The sequence below is a fragment of the Afipia massiliensis genome (assembly GCF_014203115.1).
GTDB classification, from domain to species: Bacteria; Pseudomonadota; Alphaproteobacteria; order Rhizobiales; family Xanthobacteraceae; genus Afipia; species Afipia massiliensis.
On sequence record NZ_JACHIJ010000009.1, the window covers coordinates 54,245 to 77,589 of the forward strand.

The 23,345-nt window shown below is 62.7% G+C and carries 20 protein-coding genes and 1 riboswitch; of the genes, 10 read left to right on the top strand and 10 right to left on the bottom strand.

What is annotated here, in order from left to right:
- Positions 1–57: 57 nt before the first annotated feature.
- Positions 58–372, top strand: coding sequence for a hypothetical protein (locus HNQ36_RS23980; protein WP_184089939.1), 315 nt, complete (start codon positions 58–60; stop codon positions 370–372).
- Positions 373–426: 54 nt separating this feature from the next.
- Here HNQ36_RS23980 and purL read toward each other — a convergent pair whose 3' ends face one another.
- The gene (gene purL, locus HNQ36_RS23985) at positions 427–2,673 is read right to left on the bottom strand and encodes a phosphoribosylformylglycinamidine synthase subunit PurL (RefSeq protein WP_246395514.1); all 2,247 of its coding nucleotides are present in this window, start codon (positions 2,671–2,673) and stop codon (positions 427–429) included.
- Between the two features lie 360 nt (positions 2,674–3,033).
- On the opposite strand from purL, the gene HNQ36_RS23990 reads away from it, so the two are divergent.
- Positions 3,034–3,495: a PaaI family thioesterase gene (locus HNQ36_RS23990; RefSeq protein WP_184089942.1), complete on the top strand. Its 462-nt coding sequence runs from the start codon at positions 3,034–3,036 to the stop codon at positions 3,493–3,495.
- A gap of 13 nt (positions 3,496–3,508) precedes the next feature.
- Here HNQ36_RS23990 and purQ read toward each other — a convergent pair whose 3' ends face one another.
- Positions 3,509–4,210, bottom strand: coding sequence for a phosphoribosylformylglycinamidine synthase subunit PurQ (purQ, locus tag HNQ36_RS23995; protein WP_184089945.1), 702 nt, complete (start codon positions 4,208–4,210; stop codon positions 3,509–3,511).
- Between the two features lie 143 nt (positions 4,211–4,353).
- Here purQ and HNQ36_RS24000 point away from each other — a divergent pair, with 143 nt between their 5' ends.
- Positions 4,354–5,370 carry a magnesium and cobalt transport protein CorA gene (locus HNQ36_RS24000; protein WP_184089948.1) on the top strand — a complete coding sequence of 339 codons (1,017 nt, stop codon included), beginning with the start codon at positions 4,354–4,356 and terminating at the stop codon, positions 5,368–5,370.
- A 28-nt stretch (positions 5,371–5,398) separates the two neighbouring features.
- On the opposite strand, the gene purS is transcribed toward HNQ36_RS24000, so the two are convergent.
- Both purS and purC read right to left on the bottom strand, forming a co-directional pair.
- Positions 5,399–5,641 carry a phosphoribosylformylglycinamidine synthase subunit PurS gene (purS, locus tag HNQ36_RS24005; RefSeq protein WP_046826988.1) on the bottom strand — a complete coding sequence of 81 codons (243 nt, stop codon included), beginning with the start codon at positions 5,639–5,641 and terminating at the stop codon, positions 5,399–5,401.
- A 5-nt stretch (positions 5,642–5,646) separates the two neighbouring features.
- Complete coding sequence (purC, locus tag HNQ36_RS24010; protein ID WP_019196322.1) at positions 5,647–6,414, bottom strand: phosphoribosylaminoimidazolesuccinocarboxamide synthase; 768 nt, start codon at positions 6,412–6,414, stop codon at positions 5,647–5,649.
- Between the two features lie 281 nt (positions 6,415–6,695).
- Here purC and HNQ36_RS24015 point away from each other — a divergent pair, with 281 nt between their 5' ends.
- Positions 6,696–7,010, top strand: a complete 315-nt coding sequence (locus HNQ36_RS24015) for a DUF1476 domain-containing protein (protein ID WP_046826990.1) — start codon at positions 6,696–6,698, stop codon at positions 7,008–7,010.
- Between the two features lie 67 nt (positions 7,011–7,077).
- On the opposite strand, the gene HNQ36_RS24020 is transcribed toward HNQ36_RS24015, so the two are convergent.
- The 4 genes from HNQ36_RS24020 to HNQ36_RS24035 all read right to left on the bottom strand — a co-directional run bounded on the left by HNQ36_RS24020 (position 7,078) and on the right by HNQ36_RS24035 (position 10,795).
- The gene (locus tag HNQ36_RS24020) at positions 7,078–7,569 is read right to left on the bottom strand and encodes a GlcG/HbpS family heme-binding protein (RefSeq protein WP_184089951.1); all 492 of its coding nucleotides are present in this window, start codon (positions 7,567–7,569) and stop codon (positions 7,078–7,080) included.
- 115 nt (positions 7,570–7,684) lie between these two features.
- The gene (locus HNQ36_RS24025; RefSeq protein WP_184089954.1) at positions 7,685–8,872 is read right to left on the bottom strand and encodes a TrmJ/YjtD family RNA methyltransferase; all 1,188 of its coding nucleotides are present in this window, start codon (positions 8,870–8,872) and stop codon (positions 7,685–7,687) included.
- A gap of 206 nt (positions 8,873–9,078) precedes the next feature.
- Positions 9,079–10,314: an RNA polymerase sigma factor gene (locus HNQ36_RS24030; RefSeq protein ID WP_347340002.1), complete on the bottom strand. Its 1,236-nt coding sequence runs from the start codon at positions 10,312–10,314 to the stop codon at positions 9,079–9,081.
- A gap of 58 nt (positions 10,315–10,372) precedes the next feature.
- The gene (locus tag HNQ36_RS24035) at positions 10,373–10,795 is read right to left on the bottom strand and encodes a YciI family protein (RefSeq protein WP_184089957.1); all 423 of its coding nucleotides are present in this window, start codon (positions 10,793–10,795) and stop codon (positions 10,373–10,375) included.
- 239 nt (positions 10,796–11,034) lie between these two features.
- Here HNQ36_RS24035 and HNQ36_RS24040 point away from each other — a divergent pair, with 239 nt between their 5' ends.
- A complete protein-coding gene (locus HNQ36_RS24040; RefSeq protein WP_184089959.1) occupies positions 11,035–12,249 on the top strand; it encodes an NADP-dependent isocitrate dehydrogenase in 1,215 nt (404 codons plus the stop codon).
- A gap of 93 nt (positions 12,250–12,342) precedes the next feature.
- Positions 12,343–12,780 (top strand): acyl-CoA thioesterase, encoded by a 438-nt coding sequence (locus HNQ36_RS24045; RefSeq protein ID WP_184089961.1) that lies wholly within the window; start codon positions 12,343–12,345, stop codon positions 12,778–12,780.
- Between the two features lie 13 nt (positions 12,781–12,793).
- On the opposite strand, the gene ybaL is transcribed toward HNQ36_RS24045, so the two are convergent.
- Positions 12,794–14,533 carry a YbaL family putative K(+) efflux transporter gene (ybaL, locus tag HNQ36_RS24050; RefSeq protein WP_184089963.1) on the bottom strand — a complete coding sequence of 580 codons (1,740 nt, stop codon included), beginning with the start codon at positions 14,531–14,533 and terminating at the stop codon, positions 12,794–12,796.
- A 190-nt stretch (positions 14,534–14,723) separates the two neighbouring features.
- Between ybaL and HNQ36_RS24055 the strand changes: the two genes are divergently transcribed.
- Positions 14,724–15,557, top strand: a complete 834-nt coding sequence (locus HNQ36_RS24055) for a universal stress protein (protein WP_184089965.1) — start codon at positions 14,724–14,726, stop codon at positions 15,555–15,557.
- Between the two features lie 31 nt (positions 15,558–15,588).
- On the opposite strand, the gene alaS is transcribed toward HNQ36_RS24055, so the two are convergent.
- Complete coding sequence (gene alaS / locus HNQ36_RS24060) at positions 15,589–18,255, bottom strand: alanine--tRNA ligase (protein WP_184089967.1); 2,667 nt, start codon at positions 18,253–18,255, stop codon at positions 15,589–15,591.
- Between the two features lie 355 nt (positions 18,256–18,610).
- Positions 18,611–18,700: riboswitch (glycine riboswitch) on the top strand.
- Between the two features lie 134 nt (positions 18,701–18,834).
- Between alaS and gcvT the strand changes: the two genes are divergently transcribed.
- The 3 genes from gcvT to gcvP all read left to right on the top strand — a co-directional run bounded on the left by gcvT (position 18,835) and on the right by gcvP (position 23,344).
- Positions 18,835–20,013, top strand: coding sequence for a glycine cleavage system aminomethyltransferase GcvT (gene gcvT / locus HNQ36_RS24065; protein ID WP_184089969.1), 1,179 nt, complete (start codon positions 18,835–18,837; stop codon positions 20,011–20,013).
- 31 nt (positions 20,014–20,044) lie between these two features.
- On the top strand, positions 20,045–20,410 hold the full coding sequence (gene gcvH / locus HNQ36_RS24070) for a glycine cleavage system protein GcvH (RefSeq protein ID WP_184089971.1): 366 nt from the start codon (positions 20,045–20,047) through the stop codon (positions 20,408–20,410).
- 69 nt (positions 20,411–20,479) lie between these two features.
- Positions 20,480–23,344, top strand: a complete 2,865-nt coding sequence (gene gcvP / locus HNQ36_RS24075; protein ID WP_184089974.1) for an aminomethyl-transferring glycine dehydrogenase — start codon at positions 20,480–20,482, stop codon at positions 23,342–23,344.
- The last annotated feature ends 1 nt before the right edge of the window (position 23,345 follow it).

Genomic DNA, 23,345 nt, shown 5'->3' on the forward strand with positions numbered 1-23,345 from the left:
AGTCCTGTGGCTTCAATTACCTCCCCAACGGCACTTTCTGCCGACAGGAGACGTACCATGAGACATTTCACAATAGCGCTTTTGGCCGGCGCAGGCGCTGTTTTTGCCGGCGGCGCGATTGCCGCGCCAATAACGAACGGCATTTCGGGTGTTCAAACAGGTTCGAATGTCGAACACATCCGCACAGTGTGTGATGAAGATGGCCGATGCTACCGGACTCGCGGCGCCCGCCGCGTGATTATTCAGGACGACTCGTATGCTTACGCTCCGCGGCGCCAATATCGGGAGCGTCGCTACTACAACGAAGGTCCGAGTGTAGGCGTATACGGTGCACCGGGCGTCGGTGTCAGCGTTGGCGTAGGACGCTGGTAGGTCCCACTAGCAGCAGTTTTGAAGATCGCGGGCGCGTCCCGCGATTTTCCTGTTTCAGCCCTTGCCCGCCATGTAGGCCGGCAGCCAGTTCTCGTAGCCCGCCTTGAGTGACGCCACCGAAACCGAAGTCTCGCCTTCGACCGCAATGTCGTGACCACCGGTCTTGCCGATGACGTGGCACGGTACACCGACAGCCTTCAGCTTGCTCAGCACCGTCAGCAAATTCTCTTCCTGCACGGTGATGACATAGCGCGCCTGATCCTCGCCAAACCACCACGCATGCGGCACGATCTCGTCCGGCGGTGCATCGAGGATAGCGCCGATACCGCTGGCCATCGCCATTTCGGTGAGCGCCACCAGCAAGCCGCCATCCGCGACGTCGTGAACCGCGGTCGCTGTGCCACCCTTGATCATACCGCGCACCACGTCGCCGTTGCGCTTCTCAACGTCGAGGTCGACCGGCGGCGGTGCGCCTTCTTCCTTGCCGCAGATGTCGCGCAGATACACCGACTGGCCGAGCCACCCCTGGGTGTCGCCGATCAGAAGGATCGCCTCGTTCTCAGCCTTGAACGCCAGGGTCGCCGACTTGGTGAAATCATCCAGCAGCCCCACGCCGCCGATGGACGGCGTCGGCAGGATGCCGCGTCCGTTGGTCTCGTTGTAGAGCGAGACGTTGCCAGACACGACCGGGAAATCCAGTGCGGTACACGCCGCCGCGATGCCCTTCAGGCAGCCGACGAACTGCCCCATGATCTCGGGCCGCTCGGGATTGCCGAAATTGAGATTGTCGGTGATCGCGAGCGGACGCCCGCCCACCGCCGTGATGTTGCGCCACGCTTCGGCCACCGCCTGCTTGCCGCCCTCGAACGGATCGGCCTCGCAATAGCGCGGCGTCACATCGCAGGTCAGGGCCAGCCCCTTCGGTCCGTCCTGCACGCGCACCACCGCGGCATCGCCACCGGGGCGCTGCATGGTGTTGCCGCCGATGACGTGATCGTACTGTTCCCACACCCAGCGCTTCGAGCACAGCTCCGGCGTGGCGATGAGCTTGGACAGCGCCTCTGAAATCGAGACGGGTGGTTTCACATCGCGCGCGTGAATGACGGGCAACTGTGGCGATGGCACATGCGGGCGGTCATAGAGCGGCGCTTCCGACTCCAGTTCCTTGATCGGCAGATCGACCATCACGTCGCCGCCATGCTTCACGACGAAGCGCTGCGTCGGCGTGGTGTAGCCGACGATGGCGAAATCCAGACCCCACTTCTTGAAGATCGCCTCGGCCTGCTTTTCCTTCTCGGGCTTCAGCACCATGAGCATGCGCTCCTGGGACTCCGAGAGCATCATCTCGTAGGCGCTCATGCCGGTTTCGCGCGTCGGCACCGAATCCAGATCGAGCTCGACGCCAAGATCGCCCTTCGCGCCCATCTCGACCGCGGAGCAGGTGAGACCCGCAGCGCCCATGTCCTGAATCGCGATCACGCAATCCGCTTCCATGATTTCGAGACACGCTTCGAGCAGCAGCTTCTCCGCGAACGGATCGCCGACCTGCACGGTCGGGCGCTTCTCGGCGCTGTCGTCATCGAACTCGGCAGAGGCCATGGTCGCGCCGTGAATGCCGTCGCGGCCGGTCTTGGAGCCGAGATAGACGATCGGCATGTTCACGCCGGAGGCCGCCGCGTAGAAAATCTTGTCGGTCTCAGCGAGGCCCACCGCCATCGCGTTGACGAGAATGTTGCCGTCGTAGCGCGTGTGGAAACGCGTCTGGCCGCCGACCGTCGGCACGCCGAACGAGTTGCCGTAGCCGCCGACGCCCGCGACGACGCCCGACACCAGATGACGCGTCTTCGGATGGCTCGGATCGCCGAAGCTCAGTGCATTGAGGCATGCAATGGGTCGCGCGCCCATGGTGAACACGTCGCGCAGAATGCCACCGACGCCGGTGGTCGCGCCCTGATATGGCTCGATGTAGCTCGGGTGGTTGTGGCTCTCCATCTTGAAGACCACCGCCTGCCCGTCGCCGATGTCGATGACACCCGCGTTTTCGCCCGGGCCCTGGATCACCCACGGCGCCTTGGTCGGCAGGCCGCGCAGATGGATGCGCGATGACTTGTAGGAGCAGTGCTCGTTCCACATCGCCGAGAAGATGCCGAGTTCCGTGAACGTCGGCACCCGGCCGATCAGCTTCAGGATGCGCTCGTACTCGTCCGGCTTGAGACCGTGGCTGGCGACGAGATCGGGGGTGATCTGGGGTTCGTTCCTGATCGTCAAGGTGACGTCGCTCCGGGTCAAATGCTTCGGCATCCCTCCGGGCAACCAGAGGGTCGGATAAGGCGGAATAGGCGTGATTTCTAGTGTGGTGGTTCGCAGGTCCGTATCATTTCCTTCGCGCGCTCATATACGGACCTGCGAACCAAAACCACACTAGAATCTATGATTTCCAGTGTCCTTTCGAAGCCGACGTTCGCACGGAAGCCGCTGCAAAATGGAGCGAACGTCGGCTTCGGGACACTGGCCTCTTTGTGCACGGCAGCCCGGCCTGCGGCAAGCATCAGATAGGGAGAAATCCCGGCTAAAAAACCCCCGGTTGCGGGCCTGCCCCTAGAGGCTCTAAGAGAGGCCCGGCACGGCCCGCAGGGCCTCATTTTCAAGGATCACGATATCTTGGATGACGTTCCGCAGAAGACACCCCGTTTCCGTCCCGACCTCCTGATCGCGACCGAGGGCGAGTTCGCCGGATGGCGGACCTGGAGCCGCGACAGCTTCGAATCCAACAACGGTCCGTTCTGGCACCGTTTCGAGGACGACGGCAGCATCCGCTGTGCGTTCCGCGTCGAGCGGAAGCACCTGAACGGCATGCGCAACGTCCATGGTGGCTGCTACATGACGTTCGCCGACTACTGCCTGTTCGCCTTCGCCGCCCGCGAGCTTGAAGCTCCGGCGGTCACAGTGTCATTCGGCTGCGAATTCCTCGCGGCCGCGCGCGAAGGCGACCTCGTCGTCTCAACCGGTGAAGTGACCCGTGCTGCCGGATCGCTCATCTTCCTGCGCGGCATCATGCACACCGGCGACAAGCCGCTGTTCACGTTTTCCGGCACGATCAAGCGGATGAAGAAGAAAGCGTAAGGCGGTCTGGCGCTTACGCCGCCGCCTTCAGATGCGCCACCAGACCCGCGAACAGGCCGCGGCCGTCAGTGCAGCCCATGATGTCTTCGACGTGGTTTTCCGGATGCGGCATCATGCCGAGCACGTTGCCCTTGTCGCTGACGATGCCAGCGATCGAAGCGGCAGCGCCGTTGATGTTGTGAGTGTCGCCGACTTCGCCATCGGCTGAACAGTAGCGATAAAGCACCCGGCCCTCGCCCTCGAGCCGCCGGATCGTATCCTCATCGGCGGCGTAGTTGCCTTCGCCGTGCGCCACCGGCACGCGGATCACCTGCCCGGCGTTGTAGCCACGCGTAAAAGCCGTATCGGAGCGCTCGACGCGCAGGTGCACGTCGCGGCAGATGAACTTGAGCTGCGCGTTGCGCATCAGCACGCCGGGCAACAGGCCCGACTCGCAGAGGATCTGGAAGCCGTTGCAAACGCCAAGCACGAGGCCGCCATTGGCGGCATGGGCGCGGACGGCGTCCATGATCGGCGCACGCGCAGCAATCGCGCCGCAGCGCAGGTAATCGCCGTACGAGAAGCCACCCGGCACGACGACGAGGTCGGTGCCCTTCGGCAAGGCGGTGTCGGCGTGCCAGACCATCGTGGAATCGTTGCCGGACGCGAGCTTGAGGGCGCGCGCCATGTCGCGCTCGCGGTTGATGCCGGGGAAGACGAGAACGGCTGATTTCATGGTGATTCCGGACAATGGACAGGTTCGGCGATTCACCGCCGCTGAGGGCCAGACATACCCATTTGACGGTGGTTTTTCCAGTGCTAGCCTTGCTGAAAAGCCCTGCATCGCGCGCAGGACACAGCAATTCAGGGACGGAAACCATGAATGTCGCTTCGTCGGCGGTCTCCGCCACCGCGCCCGTCACCTCCGAAGGTGTCGTCGCCGCCAGCGTCTATGCCGATGGCCGGCGCATTACCAACATCGCCATCGAGGAGGCGTCAAGCTGGTGCAACAAGCCGGGTCATGTGGTCTGGATCGGGCTGCACGAACCGGACATGGCGCTGCTGAGCAGCGTGCAGCGGCAATTCCATCTGCACGACCTCGCGATCGAGGACGCCAACAACGCCCATCAACGGCCGAAGATCGAGCAATATGGCGACGCCCTGTTCATCGTGGCGCGAACTGCCCAGCTCATCGACGGGCGGATCGCGTTTGGTGAAACTCACCTGTTTGTCGGCGAAGGCTACATCGTCTCGGTCCGTCACGGCGCCTCGACATCCTATGCGCCGGTCCGTGAGCGCTGCGAAAGCTGCCCGCGCGCGCTGGCCCGCGGCGAGGACTACATCCTCTACGCCATCCTCGATTTCATCGTCGATAACTACTCGCCGGTGTTGGAGACGATTTATGAGGAGGTTGAGGCGATCGAGGAATACGTGCTGGCCAATACCATCACGCAGCAGCAGATCCAGCGCCTCTACCTGCTGCGCCGCGACCTGTTGCGGCTCCGCAACGCCATCGGGCCGCTTGTCGAAGTCTGCCGACGTCTCGAACACGATAATCTGACGATGATTCGCACAACCATGCAGCCGCTGTTTCGCGACGTCACCGATCACGTCAGGACCATTCAGGAGCGGATCGATTCGATGCGGGAGGTGCTGGCGTTCGCGTTCGAGGCGAGCCTGCTCGTCGGACAGGCGCAGGAAACCGCAGTATCCAAGAAACTGGCGTCATGGCTTGCGATCATCGCCGTTCCCACCGCATTCGCGGGCATCTATGGCATGAACTTCGAACACATGCCGGAGCTCAAATGGAAGTACGGCTATTATGTCGCGCTTGGCGCGATTGCCGCGGTCTGTCTGTCGCTTTTCTACCGATTCCGGCGTGCAGGATGGTTGTAAGCACGCCGAACCGTTGCCGGAAGCGGGGTTAGCCTAGAACCTCAACCCGATAATTCTCGATCACCGTGTTGGCGAGCAGCTTGTCGGCGGCTTCCTTGAGCGCGGTTTCGGCCTTCGCCTTGTCCGCGCCGGCGACTTCGATGTCGAACACCTTGCCCTGCCGCACGCTGGCAATGCCATCGACGCCGAGCGATTTCAGCGCCCCTTCGATGGCCTTGCCCTGCGGATCGAGAATGCCGTTCTTCAATGTGACGGTGATGCGCGCCTTCATCGAATTCAGCTCTTCACCAGCACCGGGCCGGAGCCCGCGGGGCGGTCGTTCTCGATCAGGATGCCTAGACGCTTGGCAACTTCGGTGTAGGCCTCAAGCAGCCCACCGAGATCGCGGCGGAAGCGGTCCTTGTCCATCTTCTCGTTCGACTTGATGTCCCACAGCCGGCACGAGTCCGGCGAGATTTCATCGGCAACGATGATGCGCATCATGTCGTTCTCGAACAGCCGTCCGCATTCCATCTTGAAGTCCACAAGACGGATGCCGACGCCAAGAAACAGTCCGGTCAGGAAGTCGTTGACGCGAATGGCAAGAGCCATCATGTCGTCGATTTCCTGCGGCGTGGCCCAGCCGAACGCGGTGATGTGCTCTTCGGAGACCATCGGATCGCCGAGCTGATCGTTCTTGTAATAGAACTCGATGATCGAGCGCGGCAGCTGCGTGCCTTCCTCGATGCCGAGGCGCTGCGACAGCGATCCAGCGGCAACGTTACGCACCACGACTTCCAGCGGCACGATCTCGACCTCGCGGATCAACTGCTCGCGCATGTTGAGCCGTTTGATGAAATGGGTCGGCACGCCGATGTCGTTCAGATGCTGGAAAACGTACTCCGAGATCCGGTTGTTGAGGACACCCTTGCCCTCGATGATCTGGTGTTTCTTGGCATTGAACGCGGTGGCGTCATCCTTGAAATGCTGGATCAGGGTTCCGGGCTCAGGCCCTTCGTAAAGGGTCTTGCCCTTGCCTTCGTAAATGCGACGCCGACGGCTCATAGGGATGTACCGTGTTTTGTTGAAGTCCATGAATGGGGTGCTCCGGGTGATTTTACGCGACCCACGGCGGAGCTGCCGTGAAGTCCGGAATCGTGAAACAAACCGCGAACCAGACTCATCGGCAACCTAACCGATTGATGTGACGGATACAACGCAACGAAAGGCGTTTTACCCGCTTCCTGCGACTTCTGGGACATTGCTTTGAGGGGAGCCGACCCCCTATATGCTGGGTTCCGCCGCCGGTTCAGGCAAATCCCAGATTCAGCTTACGGAACAGATATATGTCGTCTTTTGACAAGCGCCAGGAAGGCTTCGAGAAGAAGTTCGCCCTCGACGAGGAACAGAAGTTCAAGGCGGAAGCCCGCCGGAACAAGCTGCTGGGCCTGTGGGCCGCCGAAAAGCTGGGCAAAACCGGCGATGAAGCCGCTGCCTATGCCAAGGAAGTGGTTTCGGCAGATTTCGAGGAAGCCGGCGATGCCGACGTCCTGCGCAAGGTCGCAACGGACCTCGCAGGCAAGGCCACCGAGCAGGAAATCCGCGCCAAGATGGACGAACTGGTGGCGGTCGCCGTCGCCCAGATCAAGGCCGGGCAGTAACTCTGCCGCGTTGAAACGAAAACGCCGCGCGATCGGATCGCGCGGCTTTTTTTCAGACCGGACGCAGTTACTTCAAAGTGTCCTGAACCTTCGCAATGCCAGCGAGGACGCAGACTTCGTCCTTTTCACCGCCCGGTGCACCCGATGCACCCACCGCGCCAATCACTTCGTTGCCGACCTTGATCGGGACAGCGCCACCCGCTGCAACCACACCCGGGATCTGCCTCAGGGAGGCGGTTTCAGGCTTGTCCGTCTGCTTCATGAATTCGAGGGACGTTATCCCGCGCGTGCGCGAGGTGTAGGCCTTCAGGCGGCTGAACTCCATGGTGTGCGGATTGGTGCCGTCACCGCGAACCTGCGCCGCGACGTTACCGGCCTTGTCCACCACGGTGACGGACACCTTGAAGCCGTCTTTGGTGCACTGCTCGATGGTGCCCTGGATAATGGCCATCGCCATCGCCATCGAGATGTTCTTTTCAACCTGCGGCGCCTGCGCATAAGCCGGACCGGCAAGAACGACCGCAGCCGTCGTTAGTGCTGCGAGACCAAGTGAACGCATATGGAAGCCTCCCTATTTTATTTGGTTAGTTGGCAATCATCCTGAGCAACAACATTTTCTAGCGCGCTTTAATCCCGCGGCAGAACAACAATCGATGCTGCGGGAGCGAAGCGGGTTAGGCGACAGCGAGCCGGTCGAGCTGCGCGGCAAGGTCGCCTTCCACATCCGCCGCCTTGATCAGGCAAACGCGATATCCCCGCGCTGCGAGCCATTCACCACGCGCCGCGCGGTCCCGCACGATCACGTCGTTCTCGTTGGCGTTGACCAGCTCGACGGCGATGCGTTTCGTGAACGACACGAAATCCGGGATATGACGCCCCACCGGCGTCTGCCGCTTGAAATGAGATGCGAAGCGGCGGTCCGTGGTCAGAGCCTGCCACAGGATGCGTTCTGCATCGGTGGGATTCCGCCGCAGCAGGCGCGCAAGCCCCCGCACCGTGCCGCTATCAGACGGCGCCCGTCCGTCGGAGTGCTCGGCCAGCAGCGCGCGCAGCCGCGTCGCTTCGTTGCCGTCGAGAACCCCGCCTTTTGCAGGGCCCTTGCGGCCCTCTGCGATGGCCATCACCACGCCGTGCAGGGTGTGCATGTCCTGCTTGGTGGGCTCCATCCGCGTGAAGATGTTGCGCATGTTCACCAGCATCGTGTCGCGCTTTTCCGGCGGACGCAGGAATTCGACCTTGTCGAGTTCATTCACGAGATTGTCGAAAAACGCCTGCATCTGGTGGTTCGAGGCCCGCTCCGAACGTTCCGGCATGTCGAACGGCAGCGTGTTGGCGGTGACGAGCTTGAACCATTCGTAGCCCATCAGCAGAACCGCCTGAGCGAGGTTCAGCGAAGCAAAACCTGGATTGACCGGAAACGTGACAATGCGGTTGGCGAGCGCGACCTCGTCGTTCTGCAAGCCGTAGCGCTCGCGCCCGAACATGATCGCTGCCGTGCCGCTCACAGCGGCTTCTCCGACGATCTGGCGGGCGGCCTCCCCGGGACCGACCACCGGCTTGGCCTGATCGTGCGCCCGCGCGGTGGTCGCGAACAGCAGTGAGCAGTCGGCCACCGCCGCCTCGACGGTGTCGAACAATTCGACTTCATCGAGAATGTGATCGGCACCGGCCGCGGCGCGCTGGGCGGCCATATTGGGCCAGCCATCGCGCGGATTGACGATGCGCAACCGCGTAAGCCCGAAATTGCCCATGGCGCGCGCGCACATGCCGATGTTCTCACCAAGCTGCGGCTCGACCAGGACCACCACAGGTCCGGCCAACTCCTTGCGCGTCTTGGTTTTGTCGGTGCCTGAACCGGACATCGGGCTCACTTTTTGATTCAAGTTCTTAAGATTTTGATTCAGCTTCTGAGCTGCGCCGGAGCCCTTCTCGCTTCGCCCTTCGTTCGCCCGTCTGGCGGAAATTCTCAAGCAAATAATAGACCTAGATTGCTCTTTTGAATCTCTTGCGGAGGCTGAAAAGGATCGCCCGGCCGCCGGCGGTTCAGCCGCCGCAGTCGGCCGCCCGTTTAAGCAAGAATTCCTTCTCGCGCGCGTTGCGGCTCAGCTCCGCGGCTCGCTCGAATTCGAACCTGGCGTCGGTGAACCGGCCCGCCCGAAACAAGAAATCGCCCTTCGCGGCCGGCATCGGCGCGTAATTTCGCAGTGCCGCGGCCTCCGCGATCTCGTCGATCAGTTTCAGACCAGCCTCCGGGCCAAAGGCCATGCTGTGAGCCACGGCCCGGTTGAGATCGACCACCGGTGACGGCATCACGTCCCGCAGGTTGTCGTACAGGCCCGCGATCTTTTCCCAGTTCGTCTCGTCCGCGTTGCGTGCGCGCATGGCAGGCAGCGAGTGCGGCCTGCAACGCATAGGGCCCATGACTGCCGCCGAGTGTCTCTGCGCGTTCGAGCGCAGCCAGCCCGCGGCGGATCAGGAGCTGATCCCAGCGGCTGCGGTTTTGTTCGGTGATGGGAATCGAAGAGCCGTCCGCTGCCGTGCGGGCTGCCAGTCGCGAGGCCTGAATTTCCATCAGCGCAAGAAGGCCGAAGACCTCGGGCTCGTTCGGAGCGAGACCGGCGATGATACGGCCAAGGCGCTGCGCCTCGGCACACAGAGCCGGGCGGATCAGGTCTTCGCCGGCGGTGGCCGAATAGCCTTCGTTGAAGATCAGGTAGACGACCTCAAGCACGGAGGCGAGACGCATCCCGCGATCCTTGCCGCGTGGCACCTCATAGGTCAGTCCGGCATTGCCGATGGTCTTCTTCGCCCGGACGATACGCTGGGCGATGGTTGCCTCGTTCGAGAGAAACGCGCGTGCGATTTCGTCCGTCGTCAGCCCGCCGATCAGGCGCAAGGTCAGGGCTGCCCGCGCATCGGGAGCCAGCACCGGGTGGCACGCGGTGAAGATCAGACTCAACAACTCGTCGCCGAGATCGTCGTCCATGGCCGCTTCCGCGTCCTCGATGCTGCTATCGCGCTGGTCTTCGAAATCCTGGCCGATTTCCGCATGCTTCCGTGCCAGCATCTTGCTGCGCCGGAAACCGTCGATGGCCCGGCGCTTGGCCGCGGCCATCAGCCAGGCGCCGGGATGTATCGGAACACCGGTCTTCGGCCATTCGGACAGAGCGGAGACGAGCGCGTCTTGCGCCAGCTCTTCGGCCAGGCCGACGTCCCGCACCATTCGGGCCAGTCCGGCTATCAGCCTGGCCCGTTCGATCCGGAAGACCGTTTCGATCGCTTGATGGGTGTCGTTCGCCGCCACGGGTCTCGCTTAGGGGAAGAACGAGGGGAAAGGCAAGTCGCGGCGGCGACCGGAACGTTTAGCGTTTCGTCAGTTTTTCGCGCAGGCGATCCTCCGCTTCGGCGATCTCCGGCGTCAGAGCTTCGCCGAAATCGGCCGCCTCGAACACCTGCCGGATCTCGATCTCGCTCGGCCCGAGCATCGGATTGGGGCAGCGCTTCACCCACTCCACCGCTTCCGCCATGTCCTTGACTTCCCAGAGCCAGAAACCGGCGACCAGTTCGCGGGTCTCGGCGAAGGGCCCATCGATCACGGTGCGGGCCGGGCCGTCGAAAGCGACCCGTTTTCCCTTTGAGGACGGGTGCAGCCCCTCACCTGCCAGCATCATGCCGGCGTTCACCAGCTCTTCGTTGAACTTGCCCATGGCCTCGAGGAGCTCGGTTGAAGGCATGGTGCCCGCTTCGCTGTCCTTCGTCGCCTTGACCATCACCATAACGCGCATTGTCTTTCTCCCTGGTTCCGTAGAGGGCCCCAATGGCCTCCTGCTCTCACGACGAACGAGCACCGACGGGATCGACATCCCGCCCAAACTTTTTCGAAAAAGGGGCAAGGTCAGGACGGATGGGCAATCTGTCAGGTTTTGTCGCCTTCCAGCCTGCGTTTCGCAGTGCTATAGCCTCGCTACGGAACCGGTTGCGGTTCTCTCGCCCTCTCCGCCCCCAATATTAAGGCCCCATCCCCATGGCAAAAATCAAGGTGACCAACCCCGTCGTCGAACTCGATGGCGACGAGATGACCCGGATCATCTGGCAGTACATCAAGGACAAGCTGATCCACCCGTTCCTCGATGTGAAACTCGAATACTACGACCTTGGGATGGAATACCGCGACAAGACCAACGATCAGGTCACCATCGACGCAGCCAATGCGATCAAGAAGCACGGCGTCGGCGTCAAATGCGCCACCATCACCCCGGACGAAGCCCGCGTGAAGGAATTCGGCCTCAAGGAAATGTGGAAGTCGCCGAACGGCACCATCCGCAACATCCTCGGCGGCGTTGTCTTCCGCGAGCCGATTATCTGCAAAAACGTGCCCCGTCTGGTTCCGGGCTGGACCAAGCCGATCATCATCGGCCGCCACGCCTTCGGCGACCAGTACCGCGCTACCGATTTCAAGTTCCCGACCCCGGGCACCATCACCCTGAAATTCACCGGCGACGACGGCAAGGTGATCGAGCGCGAAGTGTTCAAGGCGCCCAGCGCCGGCGTGACGCTCGCGATGTTCAACCTCGACGATTCGATCCGCGATTTCGCCCGCGCCTCGATGAACCTCGGCCTGACGAAGGGCTATCCGGTCTATCTCTCGACCAAGAACACAATCCTCAAGCAGTACGACGGCCGCTTCAAGGACATCTTCCAGGAAGTGTTCGACACCGAGTTCAAGAAGGACTTCGATGCCAAGGGCATCACTTACGAGCATCGCCTGATCGACGACATGGTGGCGGCTGCAATGAAGTGGTCCGGCGGCTACGTTTGGGCCTGTAAGAACTACGACGGCGACGTGCAGTCGGACACCGTGGCGCAGGGCTACGGCTCGCTGGGCCTCATGACCTCCGTGCTGCTCACGCCGGACGGCAAGACCATGGAAGCGGAAGCCGCCCACGGCACTGTGACCCGCCACTACCGCGAGCACCAGAAGGGCAAGGAAACCTCGACCAACTCGATCGCGTCGATTTTCGCCTGGACCCGCGGCCTCGGACATCGCGCCAAGCTCGACAACAATGCCGAACTGGCAAAGTTCGCGAACACCTTGGAGCGAGTTTGTGTCGAGACGGTCGAATCCGGTTTCATGACCAAGGATCTTGCCTTGCTCGTCGGCGCCGATCAGCGCTGGCTCTCGACCACCGGCTTCCTCGACAAGGTCGCGGAAAATCTCACCAAGGCAATGGCGGCCTAAGGCGCGCAGCACGCCGCACTTCAAGTCTTTCAACGGCGCAGACACTGTCTGCGCCGTTTGCTTGTGAACTAAAAAAGAAACGGAATGACGAACATGACTCGGGATCAATTCAGCTTCTTCCACCCCTTCCGGATCCGCTATTCGGAGATCGACGGCCAGGGTGTCGTGTTCAACGCCCATTATCTGACGTTCTACGACACCGCGATCACCGAATATTTCCGCGCGCTGGGATACGACCAGTATGCGGACGCCAAGAAGACCGGCATGGATTTCCATGTCGTCAAATCAGTCGTGGAATACAAAGCGCCCATTCGCTTCGATGCGGAGATCGAGGTCGGCGCCCGCGTCGCGCGGATCGGTAGTTCCAGCATGACGTTCGAGACGGCGATCTTCCTGAAAGACAGCGCGGACCTGATGGCCACCGGCGAAGTGGTGTGGGTCAACACCGACCAGTCCACGCATCGTCCCGCTCCGATCACGACGGCAATTCGCAACCTCATCGCCGCGCGCGAAAAACACCTCGCCGCCTGATCGGGAGAGGCGCCTAGGCGCCTGCCAGTCCGATTTGCGCAATCATCGCCTTGGCGATTTCCTGCTCGCCCATGATGACGAAATTCGCGCCGTGATGCTTGAGGTGCGCGATTTCCTCTTCCGAGTGGGCGCGCGCGATAATCGGCAGCGTAAGGCTGATCGCGCGGGCCTTGGCGACGATCTGTCCGCCCTCGAATGCATTCGGAATCGCAACGATAAGCCCGCGCGCGACTTCCAGATTGGCCGCGACCAGCATTCCCGGCGCAGCCGCGTTGCCCGTGATCTTCTCGATCCCAGCCTCGGCAAGCCTTTCGAGGCAGCCCGGATCATCCTCGATGACGAGGAACGGCACGCCTCCTTGCTGCAAGGACTTGCCGACAACGCTTCCCACGCGCCCATACCCGACCAGCACGACATGATTGGTTAGCGCCGTGACCGGTAGTTCAACGCGGGCCGACTTCTTCTTTGCAGACACCCTTGCAGCTTCTGCGACGGCCTCGGCAGCAGTGTCCTGCGCGGACTGTGCTGCCGCCGCGGCCTCCTCAGCTTCCTCGGCTGCTTTCTTCTTCGCCTCGTAGCGATCGAGCAGCGCGAAGAACAGCGGGTTCAGCATGATCGAGATGATCGCGCCCGCAAGAACCAGATCGCGGCCGCGATCCGGCAACAGCGCAAGGCTGACCCCGAGACTGACCAGAATGAAGGAAAATTCGCCGATCTGGGCGAGACTCGCCGAGATCGTCAGCGCCGTCGATGTCGGATGCCCGAACATCCGCACGATGCCGAACGCCGCGACGGATTTTCCGAAGATGATGATGAAGACAGTCGCGAGCAACGGCAGCGGTTCGCGCACGATGATCGCCGGATCGACCAGCATTCCGACGGACACGAAGAACAGCACGGCAAACGCATCGCGCAGCGGTAGCGTTTCGTTGGCCGCGCGCTGACTCAGTTCAGATTCGCTCAGGATCATGCCGGCGAAGAATGCGCCGAGTGCGAACGAGACATCGAACAGGAGCGCCGCGCCGAAGGCGACCCCGAGCGAGATCGCGAACACCGCGAGCCGAAACAGTTCGCGCGAGCCGGTATGCGCAACGTAATGCAGGATCCACGGGATCACCCGGCGGCCGACCACCAGCATGAAGATGACGAATGCCGCGACCTTGCCGAGCGTGATGAGGACCGGCTGCGCCATGGCATAAGCACTGAGGCCATTGGCACCCTCGCCTTTCAGCAATCCGGCAAGCGCGGGCAGCAGCACCAGCGTCAACACCATGGCGAGGTCCTCGACGATCAGCCAGCCGACCGCGATCCGCCCACGCTCTGTGTCGACCAGCCGCCTCTCCTGCAAGGCGCGCAGCAGCACGACGGTACTGGCAACCGACAGCGCGAGCCCGAACACCAGCCCGCCGCCGATCGGCCAGCCGAGCGTCCAGCCAAGGCCCATGCCGAGCAGCGTCGCCACTGCGATCTGCACCACCGCGCCGGGGACAGCGATGGCGCGCACCGACAGCAGGTCCTTCAGCGAGAAATGCAGGCCGACGCCAAACATCAGCAGAATGATGCCGATCTCGGCGAGTTCGTTGGCTATGTTCTGATCCGCCACGTAACCGGGCGTAAACGGGCCCATGACGACGCCCGCGAGGAGATAGCCGACAAGCGGCGAGATGCGGACCCGCTGAGCCAGCGCGCCGAGTATGAAAGCCAGTACGAGGCCGACGACAACCGTTGAAATCAAAGGAGTATTGTGATGCATGCCGCATTTTGCTGCATGAAGGAGATAGATGCAAGTGCATCCTTCGCTACTCATCGCCGCAGTGCCCAAGCGCAGTGAGGCCATTGAAAAACGACGTGCAAGATTAGATATCAACTGAGCGGGCTAGATTGCCACCCGCTTGATCTGAGTCGATTTCCGGTATCCGCCCGCGCTGCTGCGAGGGACCGCCATGATCAGGGACATCCTCGTCAAGGTCGAGAGCGATCAGCCAAATGATCCCGCTCTTGATTATGCCGTCACAGTCGCCGAAGCATTCGACGCGCACCTTGCCTGCATTGCTTTCGGCGACCTGGTGAATATGCCGGCTTTCATGATGCCCGGCCTGCCCTCGGAAGCGCTTGCGGAAATACTGGCCGCCAGTGAAAAATCTGCCCGCGCGGCGGTCGAACGATTTGAGATGGCGGCGCAGCGACGTCTTATCTCGACTGAGCACCATCTTGTAACTCAAGGCGGTCTCAGCCCGGGCGAAGCCTTTGCGACGATGGCGCGGCGTTTCGATCTCAGCGTTCTTGAGCAGTCCGGGGCGGACGGCGCAAACAACGAACTTCTGATCGAAGCGGCCCTGTTCAGTTCCGGACGACCCGTGATGATCGTGCCCTACATCCAGAAAGCCGGGCTGAAGCTCGGCCACGTGCTGTGCTGCTGGGATGGAGGCGCCGCCGCCGCGCGCGCCATCAACGATGCTCTACCGTTCCTGAGAAAGGCTGAAACCGTTGAAATTGTGGTCGTCGTCACCGAGAGAGCCAAACATCCGAAGCGCGAAGTTCGAGGCGCCGAGATCGCAAGACATCTGGAACATCACGGCATCAAGGCCGAGGTCAAAACCATCTCGGGGTCTCATATCGATGTCACCGATTCAATCCTGTCGCACGCTGCGGATTGCTCGGCCGACATGATCGTGATGGGCGGCTATGGGCATTCGCGCCTGCGCGAATTCGTGCTCGGCGGCGCGACGCGGGGCATCCTGTCCACGATGACCGTTCCGGTCTTCATGTCGCACTGAATGTCGCGGATGCGCCTCGAAGGCGCGTCCGCTAAGCGCCCATCGCGGCTTCGATCGCCTTCAGCGCTGCGTCCGCCTTCGCGCCATCGGGGCCGCCGGCCTGCGCCATGTCGGGACGGCCGCCGCCGCCCTTGCCGCCCAAGGCTTCCGACGCGATCTTCACCAGATCGACCGCGCTGAAGCGCGAGGTCAGGTCCGCCGTGACGCCGACCACCGCGCCAGCCTTGCCGTCTTCGCCGACATTGATGATCGCGACAACGCCGGAGCCGATCTGCTTCTTGCCGTCGTCGGCAAGGCTCTTGAGATCCTTCATCTCGATGCCCTGCACGGCGCGGCCGAGGAATTTCACATCGCCGATGGTGCGGATGTCCGACGTCGCACCCGCACCGCCGCCCGCCGCGGCACCGCCGCCCATGGCCAGCTTCTTGCGCGCGTCAGACAACGCATTTTCGAGCTTCTTGCGTTCTTCGACGAGTGCGGCGATACGCGCCGGCAGATCGTCCAGCGTGGTTTTCAGCTCCGCCGCCGCTGCCTTCGCGGTGTGAATGGTCGCGTTCACCGCGTGACGCGCATTGTTTCCGGTCAGCGCCTCGATGCGCCGCACGCCGGAGGCCACCGCGCTTTCGCCGCTGATGGAAATCAAACCGATGTCGCCGGTGCGCCGCACATGGGTGCCGCCACACAGTTCGACCGACCAGCCGAGCGCATTGCCCTGCCCCGCGCCCATCGACACCACGCGGACCTCGTCACCGTACTTTTCGCCGAACAGCGCGCGCGCACCGGAATCCCGCGCGTCGTCCACCGCCATCGAGCGGGTGACGACTTCGCCGTTCTCCAGCACGACATCGTTGGCGATGTCTTCAATACGGCGCAGTTCGTCCGCCGAAATCGGCTTGTTGTGGGCGAAATCGAAGCGCAGCCGCTCGGGAGCAACCAGCGAACCGCGCTGCGCGATGTGATCGCCCAGCACCTGACGCAGCGCCTCATGCAACAGATGCGTCGCGGAGTGATTGGCGCGGATCGATGTGCGCCGCGCGTGATCGACTTCGAGCTGCAGCGGCAAACCGGGTTTCACAACGCCCTGTTCGACGGTGCCGAGATGCACATAAAGATCGCCCGCCTTCTTCTGGGTGTCGGTGACGCGCACACGCACGCCCTCGCCGCTCAAAACACCGGTGTCACCGACCTGGCCGCCGGATTCCGCATAGAACGGCGTCTGGTTCATGACGATTGCGACGTTATCGCCGGTCGCGGCAGCTTCGATCTCCTTGCCGTCCTTCACCAAAGCGGTGACGACGCCTTCGGCGATCTCTGTATCGTAGCCCAAGAACTCACTCGCGCCGAGCTTCTCGCGCAGCGGAAACCAGATGTTCTCGGTCGCGGTGTCGCCGGACCCGGCCCACGCCGCGCGCGCTTTCTTGCGCTGCTGTTCCATCGCGTCGGTGAACGAGGCGATGTCGACGCCGATGCCGCGATTTCGCAGCGCATCCTGCGTGAGATCGAGCGGGAAGCCATAGGTGTCGTACAGCGTGAACGCGGTCTCGCCGTCGAACATGTCGCCCTTCTTCAGCGACGCGCTTTTCTCGTCCAGAATTGTGAGGCCGCGATCCAGTGTCTTGCGGAAGCGGGTTTCCTCCAGCTTCAGCGTTTCCTCGATCAGGTTCTCGGCGCGCACCAGTTCGGGATAGGCCTGACCCATCTCGCGCACCAGCGCCCAGACGAGGCGATACATCAGCGGCTCTTTCGCCCCGAGCAACTGCCCGTGGCGCATCGCGCGGCGCATGATCCGGCGCAGCACATAGCCGCGGCCTTCGTTCGACGGCAGCACGCCGTCGGAAATCAGGAACGACGACGCGCGCAGATGGTCGGCGATCACGCGCAGTGACGCCTTTTGTTCGCCCTGCGGATCGGCGCCGGTCAACTCGGCAATGGCTCGGATCAACGCGACAAACAGGTCGATCTCGTAGTTGTCGTGCTTGCCCTGCAGCACGGCGGCGATGCGCTCCAGACCCATGCCGGTGTCGATCGACGGCTTCGGCAGCGCAACGCGGTTGCCGGGCGCGATCTGGTCGAACTGCATGAACACAAGATTCCAGATCTCGATGAACCGGTCGCCGTCTTCCTCGAGCGAGCCGGGAGGGCCGCCCCAGATCTTGTCGCCGTGATCGAAAAAGATTTCGGAGCACGGACCGCACGGGCCGGTGTCACCCATCTGCCAGAAATTGTCCGAGGTCCCGATCCGGATGATTTTCGATTCGGGCAGGCCCGCGATCTTTTTCCAGAGTTTCGCAGCGTCCTCGTCCTCGGAATAAACCGTGACAAGCAGCCTGTCCTTCGGGAGGCTGTACTCCTTGGTGATCAAATTCCAGGCAAGTTCGATGGCGCGCTCTTTGAAATAATCGCCGAACGAGAAGTTCCCGAGCATCTCGAAGAAGGTGTGATGCCGCGCGGTGTAGCCGACATTGTCGAGGTCGTTGTGCTTGCCGCCGGCGCGGACGCATTTCTGCGACGAGGTCGCGCGCTGATAGGGACGCTTCTCGAGCCCGGTGAACACATTCTTGAACTGCACCATGCCCGCATTGGTGAACATCAATGTCGGGTCGTTTCGCGGAACCAGCGGCGACGACGGCACGATGTCGTGGCCGTTTTTCGCGAAATAATTCAGATACGCCGACCTGATCTCGTTAACGCCGCTCATAATCGTCCAATCGCGCCCAAAAGCTCTATGTTTGACGCGTTTTCTTCACGCGAACCGGGTCCCACTTCGCTCGAAAACGCTCTCGATGTTTGACGCATTTTCGTTACGCGAACCGGCAGCCGCCTCGCCCGAAAACGCCCTGTTGCGCAGCCCGCCTTCAATGACGCGTGCAGCGCAGTTTGTCCTGCCCCGTTTCTAGACGGAACGGGCCTGCAATGTCCAGAAAGTGTGCACCAGATCAGCGGCTTGCAAGCAGTCTCAAGTGCGCCTCGAAGCTCGTTGATAATCTCGCAGTCGCGTTGACAGGGCCTCGAAAGGCGTGTTTCCCTGCTTATGTGAGCTATATGCTAAGCTGACAAGTCACGTCGGGAGAGACCGGCTTTATGCCGGCGCCGAAGGAGCAACCGCCCCGGAAACTCTCAGGCAAACGGACCGTGTGACTGACTGAAATCTGGAAAGAGATGCGGCCGGAACGTCCGGCGCGGCATCCGCCGACGGGATAATACTCTCAGGCGCAGCGACAGATGGGGCTTCGACAAGGTTTCGGGAACCGTCCCGGAATCCGTCAGGAGCCCAACCATGCAAGCCGCCGAACGACATCCATCCTCCCCTGCCGACACTGCGCTGAAGCGCGTTCCGCTGCATGATCTCCATGTGGCGCGCGGCGGCAAGATCGTGCCGTTCGCCGGCTACGAGATGCCGGTGCAATACGCCGCCGGCGTGCTGAAGGAACATCTCCACACCCGCGCCTCCGCTGGCCTGTTCGACGTCTCCCATATGGGCCAGATCACGCTCACGGCGAAATCCGGCAAGGTCGAGGACGCCGCCCGCGCGCTGGAACGGCTGGTGCCGCAGGACATTCTGGCCGTCCCGCACGGCCGCCAGCGCTATGCGCAGTTCACCAGCGATACCGGCGGCATTCTCGATGACCTGATGGTCGCGAACTTTGGCGATCACCTGTTCCTGGTGGTCAACGCCGCCTGCAAGATGGAAGACGAGGCGCATCTTCGCAAGCATCTGTCGGACGTCTGCATCATCGAGCCGCTCCCGGACCGCGCGCTGATCGCGCTGCAGGGCCCGAAGGCGGTCGAGGTTCTCAGCAAACATGCGCCGACGGTCGCCGCGATGCGCTTTATGGACGCCGGACCGCACAAGGTGCAAATCTCTGGTCGAGCCATCGACTGCTTCGTCTCGCGTTCGGGTTACACCGGCGAGGACGGATTCGAGATTTCGGTTCCAGCGAAAGACGTCGAGCGTGTCGCAACCACGCTGCTCGCCGATCCCGCCGTGCTGCCAATCGGCCTTGGCGCGCGCGACAGCCTGCGGCTCGAAGCCGGTCTCTGTCTCTATGGCCATGACATCGACACCACGACCACCCCGGTCGAAGGCGCGCTGGAATGGTCCGTACAAAAGAGCCGCCGCAACAGCGGCGCGCGGGCCGGCGGATTTCCCGGCGCGGACACTATCCTGAAGCAGTTCGAGACCGGCGCATCGCGCCGCCGTGTCGGTCTGCGTGCAGAGGGCCGCGCGCCGGTGCGAGAGCACGCGTCGCTCTACGCCAGCGAAACCTCAACCGACAAAATCGGCACCGTCACATCCGGCGGCTTCGGGCCGACCCTGAACGCTCCGGTGGCGATGGGTTATCTGCCGACGTCCCTTTCCACCGAAGGCACCATCGTCTTCGCCGACGTGCGCGGGCAGCGCTTAGCCCTGCGCGTCTCAGCGATGCCGTTCGTACCCAACGGTTACAAACGATAGCAACATCAACACTGCAAATGCTGAGGACACCATGACCACGCTGTTTACCTCCGATCACGAATGGCTCCAGATCGACGGCGATGTCGCCACCATCGGCATCACCGATTACGCGCAGACCCAGCTCGGCGACGTCGTGTTCGTCGAACTGCCGAAGGTCGGCCGCACGCTGAAGAAGGCCGAAGCCGCCGCTGTAGTCGAAAGCGTCAAGGCTGCGTCCGACGTTTATGCGCCGATCGCGGGTGAAGTGCTCGAGGTCAACGACTCCGTCGCCGCCGATCCGTCGCTGGTGAATTCCGATCCCGGCAAGGCCGCCTGGTTCTTCAAGCTACGTATCGCCAACAAGAGCGATCTCGACGGCCTGATGGATGAAGCCGCCTACAAGGCCCACACGGCTTAATTTTTGGACGCGTTTTCTTCACGCGAACCGGTGCCCACTTCGCTCGAAAACGCTTTTAGGAGACACAGCATGACCGCGCATCGCAAACCTGCCGAACCCGCTGTCGATTTCGTGCGCCGGCATATCGGCCCCTCATCGCGCGACATCGACGCCATGCTGCAAACCGTCGGCGCGTCGAGCCTTCAGGCGCTGATGAGCGAGACGCTGCCGGCGTCGATCCGGCTGAAGGCGCCGCTCGATCTCGGCAAGCCGCTCAGCGAAATCGACGCGATCACGCATATGCGCGGTATCGCCGCACGTAATCAGGTGTTCACCTCGCTGATCGGCCAAGGCTACTCGGGCACGGTCCTGCCGGCGGTGATCCAGCGCAACATCCTCGAAAGTCCCGCGTGGTACACGGCTTACACACCGTATCAGCCCGAGATCAGCCAGGGGCGGCTGGAAGCGCTGTTCAATTTCCAGACCATGATCTGCGACCTCACCGGGCTCGACATCGCCAATGCGTCGCTGCTGGATGAGGGCACCGCGGCCGCGGAAGCCATGGCGCTCGCCGAGCGCTCGTCCTCGGTGAAGACCAAGGCGTTCTTCATTGATCATGAGGTGCATCCGCAGACGCTGGCGGTGCTGCGCACCCGCGCCGAGCCGCTCGGCTGGTCGCTGATCGTCGGCGATCCCGCGCGCGATGTCGCAAGCGCCGACGTGTTCGGCGCGTTGTTCCAGTACCCCGGCACGCATGGCGGCCTCTTCGATCCGCGCGCAGCGATCACCGCATTGAAGGCAAAGGGTGCTATCACCGTCGTTGCCGCCGATCCGCTGGCGCTGACGCTGGTGGCATCTCCCGGCGATCTCGGCGCGGACATTGCGATTGGTTCGACGCAGCGCTTCGGCGTGCCGATGGGCTACGGCGGACCGCACGCCGCCTACATGGCGGTGAAGGATGCGCTGAAGCGCTCGCTGCCCGGCCGCATCGTCGGTCTGTCGGTGGATTCGCGCGGTGCGCCCGCCTATCGCCTCGCACTGCAGACCCGCGAACAGCACATCCGCCGCGAGAAGGCGACCTCGAACATCTGCACCGCGCAGGTGCTGCTGGCGGTAATCGCGTCGATGTACGCGGTCTATCACGGCCCCGAAGGCCTGACGCACATCGCGCGGACCGTGCACCGGCGCGCAGCCGTGCTGGCTTTGGGCCTGCGCAAGCTCGGCTTCGCATCGCTGAACGACGCCTATTTCGACACGATCACTGTCGCTATCAACGGTCAGCGGCAAGCCATCATCTCCCACGCTGCCCATGAGAGCATCAATCTGCGGCTCAACGAGACCACCGTCAGCATCGCGCTGGACGAGACCACGACGCCTGCCGTCGTCGAGAGCGTGTGGCGCACCTTCGGCGGCAACCTCGTCTATGCCGACATCGAGAAAGAGGCGCGCGACGCGCTGCCGCCTGCGCTCAATCGCACCAGCAAATTCCTGACCCATCCGGTGTTCCACGAGCACCGCTCGGAGACCGAACTGTTGCGCTACATGCGCAAGCTCTCCGACCGCGATCTCGCGCTCGACCGCGCCATGATCCCGCTCGGCTCCTGCACCATGAAGCTGAACGCCACCACCGAAATGATCCCGGTAACATGGCCGGAATTCGGCGGATTGCATCCGTTCGCGCCGAAAGAACAGGCGGCGGGCTATCACGCCATGTTCGCCACGCTGGAGAAGTGGCTCGCCGACATCACAGGCTATGACGCGGTGTCGCTGCAGCCGAATTCCGGCGCGCAGGGCGAATATGCCGGGCTGCTCGCGATCCGCGCCTATCACGCCTCGCGCAACGAGCCGCACCGCAAGGTCTGCCTCATCCCCTCCTCGGCCCACGGCACCAATCCGGCGTCCGCCAGCATGGTCGGCATGGATGTGGTTGTCGTCGCCTGCGACGCGCGCGGCGACGTCGACGTGGAAGACCTGCGCAAGAAGGCCGACGAGCACGCGAACGACCTCGCCGCGGTGATGATCACCTATCCCTCGACCCACGGCGTGTTCGAGGAACACATCCGCGAGATTTGCGACATCGTTCATGGCCACGGCGGACAGGTCTATCTCGACGGCGCGAACCTCAATGCGCAGGTCGGCCTCGCGCGGCCCGGCGACTACGGCGCGGACGTGAGCCATCTCAACCTGCACAAGACGTTCTGCATCCCGCACGGCGGCGGCGGACCGGGCATGGGCCCGATCGGCGTGAAGAAGCACCTCGCGCCGTTCCTTCCGGCGAATATCACGAACGATAGTGACGCTGTGGTTGGTCCCGTGTCGGCCGCGCCTTACGGATCGGCGTCGATCCTTGTGATCTCCTACATCTACATCCTGATGATGGGCGGCGAAGGCCTGACCCGCGCCACGGAAGTCGCGATCCTAAACGCGAACTACATCGCCAAACGTCTCGATCCGCATTTTCCGGTGCTGTATCGCAACCACAACGGCCGCGTGGCGCACGAGTGCATCGTCGATCCGCGCGGGCTCAAGGCGGGATCTGGCGTCACCGTGGACGACATCGCCAAGCGCCTGATCGACTACGGCTTCCATGCCCCGACCATGAGCTTCCCGGTGCCGGGCACGCTGATGATCGAACCGACGGAATCCGAATCGAAGGCGGAACTGGATCGATTCTGCGACGCGATGATCGCGATCCGCCGCGAGATCGCCGACGTCGAATCCGGGCGTTTCAAAATCGAGGCGTCGCCGCTGCGCCACGCGCCGCACACCGTGCACGACATCGCGGAGGACAAGTGGGACCGGCCGTATTCGCGCGCGGAGGGCTGCTTCCCGGCCGGCACCTCGCGCACCGACAAGTACTGGTGTCCGGTCGGACGCGTCGACAATGTCCACGGCGACCGCAATCTGGTCTGCTCGTGCCCGCCGGTGGCGGATTACGCACAGGCTGCGGAGTAAC